This is a genomic window from Pseudomonas sp. LBUM1678 (assembly GCF_059695575.1).
On sequence record NZ_CP166775.1, the window covers coordinates 97,512 to 109,496 of the forward strand.

The 11,985-nt window shown below is 57.9% G+C and carries 18 protein-coding genes; 7 read left to right on the forward strand and 11 right to left on the reverse strand.

Annotated elements, in window-relative coordinates:
• Window positions 1-46: 46 nt before the first annotated feature.
• Complete coding sequence (locus ACA070_RS00460; protein WP_497449628.1) at window positions 47-469, forward strand: PA0061/PA0062 family lipoprotein; 423 nt, start codon at window positions 47-49, stop codon at window positions 467-469.
• A gap of 39 nt (window positions 470-508) precedes the next feature.
• Complete coding sequence (locus tag ACA070_RS00465) at window positions 509-931, forward strand: PA0061/PA0062 family lipoprotein (RefSeq protein WP_497449629.1); 423 nt, start codon at window positions 509-511, stop codon at window positions 929-931.
• Between the two features lie 6 nt (window positions 932-937).
• Here the strand turns inward: ACA070_RS00465 and ACA070_RS00470 are convergent, their stop codons facing one another.
• Window positions 938-1,171, reverse strand: coding sequence for a DUF1161 domain-containing protein (locus ACA070_RS00470; protein ID WP_438660436.1), 234 nt, complete (start codon window positions 1,169-1,171; stop codon window positions 938-940).
• A 237-nt stretch (window positions 1,172-1,408) separates the two neighbouring features.
• Complete coding sequence (locus tag ACA070_RS00475) at window positions 1,409-1,840, reverse strand: OsmC family protein (RefSeq protein WP_008152515.1); 432 nt, start codon at window positions 1,838-1,840, stop codon at window positions 1,409-1,411.
• Window positions 1,841-2,082: 242 nt separating this feature from the next.
• On the opposite strand from ACA070_RS00475, the gene ACA070_RS00480 reads away from it, so the two are divergent.
• Window positions 2,083-3,084, forward strand: coding sequence for an LLM class flavin-dependent oxidoreductase (locus ACA070_RS00480; protein ID WP_497449630.1), 1,002 nt, complete (start codon window positions 2,083-2,085; stop codon window positions 3,082-3,084).
• Between the two features lie 63 nt (window positions 3,085-3,147).
• Here ACA070_RS00480 and ACA070_RS00485 read toward each other — a convergent pair whose 3' ends face one another.
• Both ACA070_RS00485 and ACA070_RS00490 read right to left on the reverse strand, forming a co-directional pair.
• Window positions 3,148-3,372 carry a DUF1161 domain-containing protein gene (locus ACA070_RS00485; protein ID WP_497449631.1) on the reverse strand — a complete coding sequence of 75 codons (225 nt, stop codon included), beginning with the start codon at window positions 3,370-3,372 and terminating at the stop codon, window positions 3,148-3,150.
• A gap of 121 nt (window positions 3,373-3,493) precedes the next feature.
• Complete coding sequence (locus ACA070_RS00490; protein WP_042556997.1) at window positions 3,494-3,709, reverse strand: dodecin; 216 nt, start codon at window positions 3,707-3,709, stop codon at window positions 3,494-3,496.
• Between the two features lie 157 nt (window positions 3,710-3,866).
• Between ACA070_RS00490 and ACA070_RS00495 the strand changes: the two genes are divergently transcribed.
• Complete coding sequence (locus ACA070_RS00495) at window positions 3,867-4,193, forward strand: ElaB/YgaM/YqjD family protein (protein WP_462029441.1); 327 nt, start codon at window positions 3,867-3,869, stop codon at window positions 4,191-4,193.
• Here the strand turns inward: ACA070_RS00495 and ACA070_RS00500 are convergent.
• Complete coding sequence (locus tag ACA070_RS00500) at window positions 4,190-5,083, reverse strand: LysR family transcriptional regulator (protein ID WP_497449632.1); 894 nt, start codon at window positions 5,081-5,083, stop codon at window positions 4,190-4,192. The genes ACA070_RS00495 and ACA070_RS00500 overlap by 4 nt on opposite strands.
• A 112-nt stretch (window positions 5,084-5,195) precedes the next feature.
• Between ACA070_RS00500 and trpB the strand changes: the two genes are divergently transcribed.
• From trpB to ACA070_RS00515, 3 genes are all read left to right on the forward strand, one after another.
• A complete protein-coding gene (gene trpB / locus ACA070_RS00505; RefSeq protein ID WP_497449633.1) occupies window positions 5,196-6,416 on the forward strand; it encodes a tryptophan synthase subunit beta in 1,221 nt (406 codons plus the stop codon).
• On the forward strand, window positions 6,416-7,228 hold the full coding sequence (trpA, locus tag ACA070_RS00510; protein ID WP_497449634.1) for a tryptophan synthase subunit alpha: 813 nt from the start codon (window positions 6,416-6,418) through the stop codon (window positions 7,226-7,228). The genes trpB and trpA overlap by 1 nt, the downstream gene beginning before the upstream one ends.
• 120 nt (window positions 7,229-7,348) lie before the next feature.
• Complete coding sequence (locus tag ACA070_RS00515; protein WP_497449635.1) at window positions 7,349-7,804, forward strand: anti-virulence regulator CigR family protein; 456 nt, start codon at window positions 7,349-7,351, stop codon at window positions 7,802-7,804.
• Window positions 7,805-7,857: 53 nt separating this feature from the next.
• On the opposite strand, the gene ACA070_RS00520 is transcribed toward ACA070_RS00515, so the two are convergent.
• The 6 genes from ACA070_RS00520 to ACA070_RS00545 all read right to left on the reverse strand — a co-directional run bounded on the left by ACA070_RS00520 (window position 7,858) and on the right by ACA070_RS00545 (window position 11,673).
• On the reverse strand, window positions 7,858-9,819 hold the full coding sequence (locus ACA070_RS00520) for a DUF7844 domain-containing protein (RefSeq protein ID WP_497449636.1): 1,962 nt from the start codon (window positions 9,817-9,819) through the stop codon (window positions 7,858-7,860).
• Complete coding sequence (locus ACA070_RS00525) at window positions 9,816-10,136, reverse strand: DUF2388 domain-containing protein (protein ID WP_094469762.1); 321 nt, start codon at window positions 10,134-10,136, stop codon at window positions 9,816-9,818. Before ACA070_RS00525 ends, ACA070_RS00520 begins: the two co-directional genes overlap by 4 nt.
• A 28-nt stretch (window positions 10,137-10,164) precedes the next feature.
• On the reverse strand, window positions 10,165-10,482 hold the full coding sequence (locus tag ACA070_RS00530; RefSeq protein ID WP_497449637.1) for a DUF2388 domain-containing protein: 318 nt from the start codon (window positions 10,480-10,482) through the stop codon (window positions 10,165-10,167).
• A 107-nt stretch (window positions 10,483-10,589) separates the two neighbouring features.
• Complete coding sequence (locus tag ACA070_RS00535) at window positions 10,590-10,907, reverse strand: DUF2388 domain-containing protein (protein ID WP_010465729.1); 318 nt, start codon at window positions 10,905-10,907, stop codon at window positions 10,590-10,592.
• 144 nt (window positions 10,908-11,051) lie between these two features.
• Window positions 11,052-11,261 carry a DUF1127 domain-containing protein gene (locus tag ACA070_RS00540; RefSeq protein ID WP_497449638.1) on the reverse strand — a complete coding sequence of 70 codons (210 nt, stop codon included), beginning with the start codon at window positions 11,259-11,261 and terminating at the stop codon, window positions 11,052-11,054.
• 259 nt (window positions 11,262-11,520) lie between these two features.
• A complete protein-coding gene (locus ACA070_RS00545) occupies window positions 11,521-11,673 on the reverse strand; it encodes a DUF1127 domain-containing protein (protein ID WP_370694728.1) in 153 nt (50 codons plus the stop codon).
• Window positions 11,674-11,985: the final 312 nt, after the last annotated feature.

Consider the following 11,985-nt stretch of genomic DNA (forward strand, 5'->3'; position numbering starts at 1 on the left):
TGGAAAGTCTGCCCGCAAGACTATCCCGCCTGACTGGAGCTCCGCCATGCGCAAGTTGATGCTAACGGGAGGCTTGTTGATGCTCACCGGCTGTGCTGGATTTGGATTACCTCACCAAGATCCGGCTCAAGCGTGGATCGACCTGGAATCAAAGCAAGAAGACACCGCGTTGCAAGCGTGGGAAGTCGATGACAAAACCTCCACCGACAAGCGCTATTTCGAGGTTCATCCGGGCAGTCATGAGCTGACGGTTCGTTACCAGTTTCCGGTCCAGCCCACCAACATCGGCCCCGACGCGCAACCGTTATGGCGTGACTGCCAGTTGAATGTGAAATTCAACGACTTCAACGCCGGTGAGCGGTATCAGCTGCAAGCGGGGAATATCGGCTTCCGGCCGTGGGCAAAGCTCTATGATCAGCAACGAAAAGTGATTGGCCAGGGCACACCGGCGGGCTGCCAACGCAGCTGATCAGCGCTATGCTGATGACCATCCTTTGGGACATTCATCATGCGCAGGTTGATGCTTTTGCTCGCTGCAAGTGTGGTTGCTGGCTGCCAGAGCCCGTTACCGGCGGTAAATCCGCAGATGGCCTGGATCGAGTTCTCGACGCCATTCCCCAACGATAAGTTGCTGATGGCGGAGCGGCTGGACAAGCAGCGCATGCGCGACGGGCGTTTTTTCCAGGTCACTCCCGGCAGCCATGAGCTGGTGGTCAGATTCGACTTTGAAGTGCCCGGTGGTGGGGGATTAGGTGCGATGAATGGTCCCACGGAACGGCTGTGCTACCTGACCATTCACTACGATCATTTCGAAGCCGGCCAGCGTTATGTCCTCGAAGGCCGTTCGATAGCGTTCACTCCCGGCGCCCGGCTGTACAACGCCAAGCGGGAGATCGTTGCCGAAGATCGAGAAGCCTATTGCCTGATGTGAGGCGAATCAGCGGTCGTTTTTCTGGTAGATGATTTTCCTGGTGCCGTTCTCGCAACTGCCGACGACCATGTTCTGATCGTGGACTTCGTCATTGGTGACGATTTCCAGGGTGTAGGACGAGACGTTATTGGCCTGGATCTTGGCCTCGATCTCGGCCTTGAGCTCTTCACAGGATTTCGGTGCCGCGAGGGCCGAAGTGGCCAGCGCGCAACAGATAATCGCCAAGGCAAAACGTTTCATGGTTGAAGCTCCATTGAGGCAGCGCGCAGGGTACTGCGTTTCGGCTGCTGTCATTTATTCGACCACAGTTTTGCGAAGCGAGTTCTGACATTGCTCACAAAGCTCATGTTTAGCCGATGGGAATGTGTCGCTTACAAGATCGCCTTCGCAAGCAAGCTCGCTCCCACATTTTGAAATGCATTCCAATGTGGGAGCTAGCTTGCTCGCGAAGGCGTCAGTACATTCAGCGCCTGATTATCAGCTGACCAACGTCGCATCCAGACTGATCTTCGCATTCAACACTTTGGACACCGGGCAGCCTTCTTTGGCCTTGTTGCTCAGTTCCTCGAACTGCGCCTGAGTCGCCCCGGGGATTTTCGCCTTGAGGATGAGCTTCACCGCCGTGATCGCAAAACCACCGTCGACCTGGTCCAGCGTGACTTCAGCGTTGGTATCGATGCTGTCAGCCTTGAGCCCGGCATCGCCCAGAATCATCGAAAACGCCATGGAGAAACAGCCCGCATGGGCCGCGCCGATCAGCTCTTCCGGATTGGTGCCTTTGCCGCCTTCGAAACGAGCCTTGAAGCCGTACGGTGCTTCTCTGAGCACACCGGTTTCAGTGGAGATCGAGCCGATACCGGTTTTCAGATCACCTTCCCAATGAGCCGATGCTTTCTTCGTAATAGCCATGTCTGCCTCCTCAAGATTCGGTGCGAAACGTCGCACCTTCGTGGTTTTCGGTTGCTAGGGTTCTGAGGATAGACGGCGGTGCAAAGTTCACCTGATCTCATTAGTCCTACCGTTTTCGTAGGATTTTTTGTCCTGGCTATTGAATCTCGGGTATATGCCCTCATTGCATGAAGCACGCTTATAGATTCGGCAGGTTTTCGTTCGCGAGAAAAACCTGCGCCCTCAATTGGAGAAGCAGGCTTATGAAACGACTGTCCGATATCAAGTTCTCGACCCTTGATCTGGTGCCCGTGCGAGAGAACGGCAGCGCGGCCCAGTCGCTGCGCAACTCCCTGGACCTGGCGCAGCACGTCGAAAAATTCGGCTATAACCGCTTCTGGGTCGCCGAACACCACAACATGGACGGCATCGCCAGTTCGGCCACCTCGGTACTGCTCGGCTACCTGGCCGGTGGCACTTCGACCATTCGTGTCGGGTCGGGTGGCGTGATGTTGCCCAACCACGCGCCGTTGGTGATCGCGGAGCAATTCGGCACCCTCGAAAGCCTGTATCCAGGGCGGATCGATCTGGGCCTGGGCCGCGCCCCCGGTTCCGATCAAATGACCGCCCGCGCCTTGCGCCGCGAACGTTCCGGCAGCGCCGACGAGTTTCCGGAAGATGTCGCCGAGCTGATGCGTTACCTCGGTCCGCGCACGCCGGACCAGCGGATCATCGCCATGCCGGGCACCGGCACCAATGTCCCTGTCTGGCTGCTGGGCTCCAGCCTGTTCAGTGCTCAACTGGCCGGCGAGCGCGGTTTGCCCTACGCCTTCGCTTCCCATTTCGCACCGCGCTTCATGCACGAGGCGATTCGCGTCTACCGCAATCACTTCAAGCCTTCAGCGGTGTTGGATAAACCGTATGTGATGCTCGGTGTGCCGCTGGTGGCTGCGGACACTGACGAACAGGCGGATTACCTGGCGACTTCGGTCTATCAGCGCATCCTGGCGTTGATGCGTGGCCAAAGCCTGGTGCAGCGTCCGCCCGTGAAAACCATGGATGGCCTGTGGCTACCTCATGAGAAAGAAGCCGTTGGCGATTTCCTCGGTCTTGCGATGGTCGGCAGTCCGCAGAAAATCCGCGCCAAACTGGAAGTGCTGATCGAGCAGACCCAGGCAGACGAGCTGATTTTCACCTGCGACTTGTACGAACATTCCGATCGCGTGCACTCCTATGAGTTGCTGGCGCAAATCATGAAGGGCTGAGGCTCGGACGACGCCCATAAAAAAGCCGACGCAGTGCGTCGGCTTTTTCATCTGTAAGGGAAATCAGTCTTTCTTGTAGACGATGACCTTGGTGCCCTTTTCACAGGTGCCAACGACTTTTCCGTCAGCCGCAGTGCCTTTATCGACAATTTCCAGTGAATAATTAGAAATGCCCTTGGCATCAAGTCTCGCTGCGATTTCTGCTTTCAGCTCTTCGCACGACTTGCCTTCAGCAAACGCTGTTCCGGCAAGGCTTAACAAACCTACCGCTAAAATAAAATGCTTCATCGGTCGCATTCCCTGGTCGGATCAAAGGGAGCATCCAGCCATCGGCTGGACGTACAAATGTGGGGCTTTGCCATTCCCTATGGCACTCGGCCAGCGCGCAAGTTCAGAACACTCGCTCAACTCAGCTGCTGGCAATCCGGAACCCGACTTTGAGCGTTACCTGAAAGTGCGCAGCCTTGCCATCCTTGATGTGTCCTCGGGTTTCGGTCACTTCAAACCATTCCAGATGCTTGATGCTTTTATTGGCTTCGGCCAGCGCGTTGTTGATTGCATCTTCAATGCTGGTAGGGGACGAGCCGACAAGCTCGACTTTCTTGTAGGTGTGGTGATCAGTCATGGCGTTCTCCTCAGGGTGTGAAATACAGCCTAGCAGTGATTTTTCGTATTACTTCTGTCGGCTCATGCGATGCAGAAGTTCAGATTTACTGCACTTTCTCGAACCCTTGAAGTCCCAACCAACACACGCTACTCATCACCAATGAAGGAGAGCCACCATGGCCAACACCTCTTTACGTAAAGCCTCATTGCAAAGCATGGAAGCCGAGATCGAGAGTCTGCTGAAATCTTTGGAAAACCTGAAAGACGACGCCTCGGACGAGTCGCGTAACACCCTGAAAGCGCTGAAAGGCAACGCCGAGAACGCGCTGAAGCATTCGCGCCATCTGCTCAGCGATGCGTATGAAGAAGTCAAAGTCAAAACCCGTGAAACCGGGATTGCCACTCGGGACTACGCCCAGGAACACCCTTGGACTACAGCGGGCGTCGCTGTGGGTGCGTTGGGTCTGCTCGCGGCGTACCTGCTGTTCAAGCGCGGCGACTAATCTGTCTGGCGCAGCTCAGCCTTGAGCCACTGCGCCAACTGCCGAGCGCGCCCGTCCGCGGCGCGCTTGGGTAGCCACAAAGCCAGTTGCGCCGGGGTTTCACTGAATCCCCAGGGCGCAACCAGGCGACCGGCCTTCAAGTCCTCGGCCACCAACGGTTCAGGTGCAATCGCCACTCCCAGGCCCGCCACTGCAGCCTCCAGCAAATAATACAAATGCTCGAAACCCTGACCGTACTTCAACGCCTTGGCGTCGAGGCCACTTTGCTGTGCCCAGCTCGGCCAGGCTTGTGGGCGCGAAGTGGTGTGCAGCAATGGCTCACTCAATAACGCTGTGGCTGGCGCGCCTTGCAGCCTTTCATAACCCGCGAAGCGTGGGCTCATCACCGGGCCGATTCGCTCGCTGGCCAACTCATAGACTTGCATGTCCGCCGGCCAGGGCGGCTCGGCAAACACCAGCAAGGCATCGAGCCCCGGCCGTCGCGGATCAAGATCGCCTTCCCCGGCCGACAGGTGCAGGCGCAGGTCCGGCAGATCCGCATTCAATCGTCCCAGACGTGGAATAAACCAGCGCGCCAGTAAACTTCCCGAGCAACCCAGTACGAACGGTGCGTCGGCGGTGCTTTGAGTCAGCTCCGCGCAAACCGTGCGCAGACGCTCAAAGGCTTCACCGCTGGCATCGCGCAATCGGATACCTGCATCTGTGAGTTTAAGGCCGCGTCCATCCTTGATGAACAGGCTCACGCCCAAGTGTTCTTCAAGCACCTTGAGTTGCCGGCTGACCGCGCCATGAGTGACGTGCAGCTGTTCGGCAGCCTGACTGACGCTGTTCAGCCGTGCCGTGGCTTCGAAGGCGCGAAGGGCGTTCAGCGGGGGAAGGTCGTGGCTCATGGGATCTGTGAGTTTTCCTAACAGGTTGTGGCGATCTTATCGGTTTTCAGGCTGGGGCGTCAGGGGTAGAGTGACCGTCATTGTCATCTCACGAATCTCACTGGAGCGACCCATGACCCAGACTAATCTGCGCAACGGCCCCGACGCCAACGGCCTGTTTGGCTCGTTCGGCGGCCGTTACGTCGCCGAAACCCTGATGCCGTTGGTCCTCGACTTGGCCCGTGAATACGAATTGGCTAAGGAAGACCCGGCGTTCAAAGAAGAATTGGCCTACTTCCAGCGCGACTACGTCGGACGTCCGAGCCCGCTGTATTTCGCTGAGCGTCTGACTGAATTCTGCGGTGGCGCAAAGATTTATCTGAAGCGCGAAGAGCTGAACCACACCGGCGCGCACAAGATCAACAACTGCATCGGCCAGATTCTGCTGGCGCGGCGCATGGGCAAGAAACGCATCATCGCCGAGACCGGCGCCGGCATGCACGGCGTGGCAACAGCTACCGTGGCAGCGCGTTTCGGCCTGGATTGCGTGATCTACATGGGCACCACGGACATCGAACGTCAGCAAGCCAACGTATTCCGCATGAAATTGCTGGGCGCCGAAGTGATCCCGGTTGTCGCCGGGACCGGCACCTTGAAAGACGCGATGAACGAAGCCCTGCGTGACTGGGTGACCAACGTCGACAGCACCTTTTACCTGATCGGCACTGTGGCCGGTCCGCACCCTTATCCAGCGATGGTTCGCGACTTCCAGGCCGTTATCGGCAAAGAAACCCGTACGCAACTGCAAGACCAGGAAGGTCGTCTGCCGGACAGCCTGGTGGCGTGCATCGGTGGCGGCTCCAACGCCATGGGCCTGTTTCACCCGTTCCTCGATGACAAAAGCGTCGAAATCATTGGTGTGGAAGCCGCCGGTTACGGCATCGAAACCGGCAAGCACGCCGCCAGCCTGAACGGTGGCGTTCCTGGTGTGCTGCACGGCAACCGTACCTTCCTGTTGCAGGACGACGATGGCCAGATCATCGACGCTCACTCGATTTCCGCCGGCCTCGACTATCCGGGCATCGGTCCGGAACACGCTTGGTTGCATGACATCGGTCGCGTTCAGTACACCTCGGTGACCGACGACGAAGCCCTCGATGCGTTCCACAAATGCTGCCGTCTGGAAGGGATTATTCCTGCATTGGAAAGCGCCCATGCGTTGGCCGAAGTGTTCAAGCGCGCACCGACCCTGCCGAAGGATCACCTGATGGTGGTCAACCTGTCCGGCCGTGGCGACAAAGATATGCAGACCGTGATGCACCATATGGAACAGTCCCAGCAGGAGAAACACTGATGAGCCGCCTGCAAACGCGTTTTGCCGAACTCAAGGAACAGAATCGCGCCGCCCTGGTAACCTTCGTCACCGCCGGTGACCCGAGCTATGACACTTCCCTGGCGATCCTCAAAGGCTTGCCCGGCGCAGGCGCCGATGTGATCGAGCTGGGCATGCCCTTCACCGATCCGATGGCGGACGGCCCGGCCATCCAGCTGGCCAACATCCGCGCCTTGGGCGCCAAGCAGAACCTGGCGAAAACCCTGCAAATGGTTCGCGAGTTCCGTGAAGGCAATACCGAGACGCCGCTGGTGCTAATGGGTTATTTCAACCCGATCCACATGTACGGCGTGCCGCGTTTCATTGCGGATGCCAAAGAGGCGGGTGTTGACGGTTTGATCGTGGTCGATCTGCCGCCGGAGCATAACGGGGAGCTGTGCGACCCGGCTCAGGCAGCGGGTCTGGACTTCATCCGCCTGACCACGCCGACGACTGATGATGTGCGTTTGCCGACGGTCTTGAACGGCAGCTCCGGTTTCGTCTACTACGTCTCTGTTGCCGGTGTGACCGGTGCGGGCGCGGCGACCCTGGAGCATGTTGAAGAGGCCGTTGCCCGCCTGCGTCGCCACACCGATCTGCCGATCAGCATCGGTTTCGGTATTCGTACACCGGAGCAAGCGGCGTCCATCGCCCGTCTGGCCGATGGTGTTGTGGTGGGTTCGGCGTTGATCGATCACATCGCCAATGCCTCCACGCCGGAACAGGCGGTTGATGGCGTGCTGAGTCTTTGCTCGGCGCTGGCTGAAGGTGTGCGTAAGGCCCGCGTCAGCTGAAGGTAAAGTTCCTGATACGGAGGAATTAGAGACTCGCGGCACAGACTAAACAGCAAGACCGAGGGTTTCAGGACTACGTTCTGAAGCCCTTTTTGCTGTATGTGCAGTGAGGAAGACTTGATGAAAATGCCGAAACGTCTGATTGCCAGCCTGGGCGTGCTGATGCTCAGTGCCACGCCGTTGCTGCACGCGAGCGCCGATCAGCGCGACGATCACGACCGCGGCGGCCCGCAGCAGGGCCATTACGATAACCACGGTGACAATCATGGCGATGACCACCGTGGCCCGCAGGACAATCGTCGCGGCGGTCCTCCGCCACGGGACTTCGGCCCGGTGCGCCAGACCATTCACGATAACCACGGCTATTTCGTACGCGGCGCACCGCCACCGCCCGGTATTCATCTGGTGCGTGGTCGTCCGTTGCCTCATGGCTATTACGGTGAGCGTCTGGATAATCGTGCTTTGGGACGGCTGCCGTATTACCCGGGCTACGAATGGCGCCGTGCGGGGGGCGACATTGTGCTGATCGCCGTGGGCACCGGGATCGTCTATGAAATTCTGGAAGGCGTGCTTTGATTTAACGTCCAGGCGAAAAAAGGCTTCGTGGATCTTCCACGAAGCCTTCTTGTTTATGGCAACTCCAATCCGCCCGCTGCTTTATGCAATTTGCGTAAATGTTCGCCAACCTGCTTCAGGTTGGCTTCATTGGCCGCCATCTCAGCCGCCCGGCTCGGTTCGAGCAGTGCCCTGACTTCCTTGTCCAGATCGCCGGTCAGCACTTGAAGCTGCTTCTGCCGCAGGTTGCTTTCCGATTCCAGGCGCTGCCATTCATTCGGTTGGGGCAATCCATATCCGCCGGTGCCGAGCAGCTCCGCCGGACGGCTGAGGAAGCCGCTATTGGCAAGGATCTGCTGCAGGGTCGCGTTCGCCTTGTCCATGCCGCCGTTCTTCAACTCCCGAGCGCCCAGATAACGCTGTTTCACTTCATCCTGGGCCAACACCAACTGTTGACGGAAGCTTGCCTGCTCCAGCAACAGCAATGCAGCACTGGTGCGCAAGTCAGCCTGCTCAAACCATTGCCGACGCTCTTCAGCTTTCAAGGCCAGCCAGTCTTCGACTTTCTCCTGCTTGATCGGCAAGTGCTTCTTCAACACTTCGAACATCGCTTGATAACGATCACGGAAGGAATCGAAGCGATAGCCCAGGCGCAGCGCTTCGCGGGGGTCATCCAGCACGCTGGTATTCGCCAGTCCGCGGCCCTTCATCACTTCCAGCAAACCATTGGGCATGATGCTGTCGAGCCCGACCAGTTTCGCGTTGTTGCTGCCGCTGCGCAGTAATTTCAGGCCTTCCACCGCGCAGTTGTTGGAGAGGAAATAATAATTGCCGTCGTAACTCCAATGCATCTCGGCGGCGTGTTCCACCACGTCTTCAATTTCGTTGCGCGACAGGTTCAGCGGTACCGAGGCCAGGCTGCGCAGCTCAGTCTTGGTGTATTCGTCGATCACCTGGGCCAACGGCAGTACAAACAGCCGCGACGGGTATTTACCCACCAATCCATCCCAGCTAGAGAGCTGTACGTCGCCGACGAAGGCCCGGTAGGACAAGACCAGATGCTGGTCGAGATCGAGGCGGCAGTCTGGCCCACGAGGGCGACCCGGCGCGCAGATCACCAGGCGCAACATACTGTGGCCCCAGCGGCTGACCCAGTTCTGGTTGGCTTCGGCCAGCAGATAGTCGACGGCGTACACCCGTTCCGGGTCGACCTGGCCCAGCGGTTGTTTGGCGAAGTCGTTGCCGGCATTGAGGAAGGCAAAGGACTTGCCGCAAGCGTCTTTGGCGGCGGGTGCCCAGTCGAAATGTTCTTTGTAGTAGCGATACAGCGCAGGACGACGGCAGGCATAGCTCGGGTCGAGGAGGAAATACTCCATGTTGACCGCGACGAACTCTTTGGGGCTGCTCGTTTCGTAGATGTCCGGGCTGCGGGCGATTTGCCGGTTGTGTTGCTCGCGCTCGCCGCGCCGACCGACGTATTGAGGCCAGCCGGCCAGGTCGAGCAGGCGAGGGTCATCGCTCAGGGTAAAGCGTCGATCGGACTGACCGCGGCATTGATCGGGAATGCCGACCAGGCCTGAGCTGTTGTTGCGCCGGGTGCAGCGCTGGATCAACGTGCGCTCCGCGTCTGGCCACAGGCGCGAACGGTCGTAAATGTGGGTGAGTTCATGCAACACCGTTGCGAGCATCTCGCGGCGGACGGTGCCATGGGGGCGATAGGTTTTCTTGGTGGCGGCGCTGCCGTCCGTGAGGCTGGCAAGCAGGTTGCGGTTCAGATCGAGTTCGGACACCAGCGATGCCTGGCCATAGGCATTGCTCGGCATGTCATCGGTCCAGCCGACATCAATACGCCGGTCCAGCCGCTCGATGAAGCGTGGCGGCAAGGCCTGCATGGCTTCATCGAGCAACGCCTGACTGGCTTGCTGTTGTTCGGGGCTCAGACCTTCGGTCTTGAGCCGTAATTGCAAGCCAGCCTGGGCCGTGTTGCAGAGCAGCAACATCAGCCCGGCCAGTAGCCAGGCGCTTGGCGACTTCACAGTGCGAGGATGGCTTCGGCGAGCACCTGATCACTGGCATCCCGGGCTTCCGGCACGCGAGTGCGCAACGTGTTGATGGCCGCTTCAAGGTGCGCGCCGCGTATGTCGCCGTCGCTGGCAACGAAACTGGCCGCATCGTCGTGGGCTTCACGGATGATCTTCGAATCGCGGATCGACGTGGTGGTATCGGAAGTAAAATCGAGTGTGCGCTGAGTGGCATTGATGATGATGTTACTGGTGGCGACCAGGGTGTGCGCCTGGGTCACATCGGCCAATAAAAGCAGGCCAAGGGCAACAGCAATCAGAGGGCTACGCATGGAACGACTCCGCAAGGACAAAGGATAACTATTGGACGAGAATTGCCTGCGCCAGTTCAAGGTCGCTTGCATGAAGTTTTGGCTGGGTCCGGCGCAGGTAAATCAGCGCGGATTCCAGCTGCGCTCCGCGTAGTTGGCCGTCACTGGCAATGAATGCCGCAGCGTCATCGTGTGCCGCGATCAGCAGCTTACGGTCGAAGGGGGCGGCGGTCACCATGCTGGTGGCGTAACCGGTGACCACAATGCCTTGTGTCGACAGGTTGAACGCGTCGTAGGCATAGGTCGAGCCCGACCAGCAGGCCGCGAGAAATACTGAAGTGAAAAACCGCTTTGAAAGAAAACCCATGAGACTCGATTGCTGAAAGCGAGTCCAAAGGCTAGCGCAATGCCCGGTTTAGAGCCAGCGCCGAAACATTGGGACACGACCGTCGTGTCCCATGTCAGAAGTGTCGCTTAGATCGTCAGGATGGCTTGTGCCAGCTGTGCATCGGTAGCGTTCAGCTGAGGAGCCTGATGGCGAATGTGGTCGAGTGCGCTTTCCAGTTTCACGCCACGAATGGCACCTTCGCTGGCGACGAAGCTGGCGGCATCGTCACGGGCTGCGCGCACAATCTTGTCATCGCGAAAGGAAGAAGTGACATCGGAAGTTGCATCGGAACTGGACTTCAACGCGCCGACAACGGCATCCGTGGTCACGATAAAGCTGGTCGCGTGGGAATTGGCAGCCACGGCAAGCAGGGCTGCAGCGCTGAGCAGACGAAGACGGGACATGGTGTAACTCCTTTGGAAAACCGATTGAGAGGTGATGAGGCAGCTGTTGAGTCAGACGCCTGTCGTACAGCGCTCGCCACGTTCTGGTTTGATATTAGGCCTGCTTTTATCGGTTCGAATAGTCCCTTCTGTTAAAGCAGGGTCCTAGCGCCAGAAAGGTTTATCCAATTCATTGAGCCGATCCGCGTGGCTGATGCCCAGGTCTGAGAGTTGCTGATCATTGAGTTGGCCCAGCAAACGCCGGGTTCGAGCTCTCTCAAGGTTATTGGCGAGCCCCCTTAGCAAACGTTTAAGTCTGAGGAATCGGGGCTTCGTTTGAGGAGCGGGAGCGGAAACATTCGGTAGGTTATTCATGGCGCAATCCTTTTGCCGGTGAGTCAGGACTTCCATGTTGAGCCCTTCACGTCTGGACCTACAGATACACAGTCATAAAATTGTACTGATGCAATTTGATAATTGTTAAAACTGTACCTGTTGAGAGCAATTCCTTTTGTACCGGCACTTACAAAGGCCGAAAACGACAAAGCCCGTCGTGGTTTCCCACGACGGGCTTTGTTTTTTCAATTTGGAGTGCTGGCGGTGGACCCGGTGGGTCAGAGCCAGCGACGCTAACTTAGCGCCAGAACGGCTTGCTCAGCTCTTCGTAGCGTTGTGCTTCGCTAATCCCGGCATCAGCCAGCAGACGCGAATCCAGGCGAGCCAATTGATGGCGGCTGGAGATGCGGCGCTGCCACAGCATCAGGTTGGCAATAACGCGAAGAGGCATGGAAGCCTGAGTTTTTGCAGCGGTATCTTCGAAGAACAGTTCGGAACTGAGTGTACGTTCCATGGTTGACATCCTTCCGCTTGTGGCGGGATTAGGTAGTGGTTTAACTGATGCCAATGATCCTCTCGTTTGGCTAGTCTCTCTAGATACAGTTCACCTGTATTGTGAGGGGCCAGTTAACTGTTAATAGGCGGTGTACTGGTCGAAATTGAGGCAACTGTACCTGTCCGCTCTAAACTGGTGCATTTTTGATGGTTTGGCTTGAATTGGTAGGCAAATACGGTAGGAAAAGACCAGTACAGCAGTACAGTT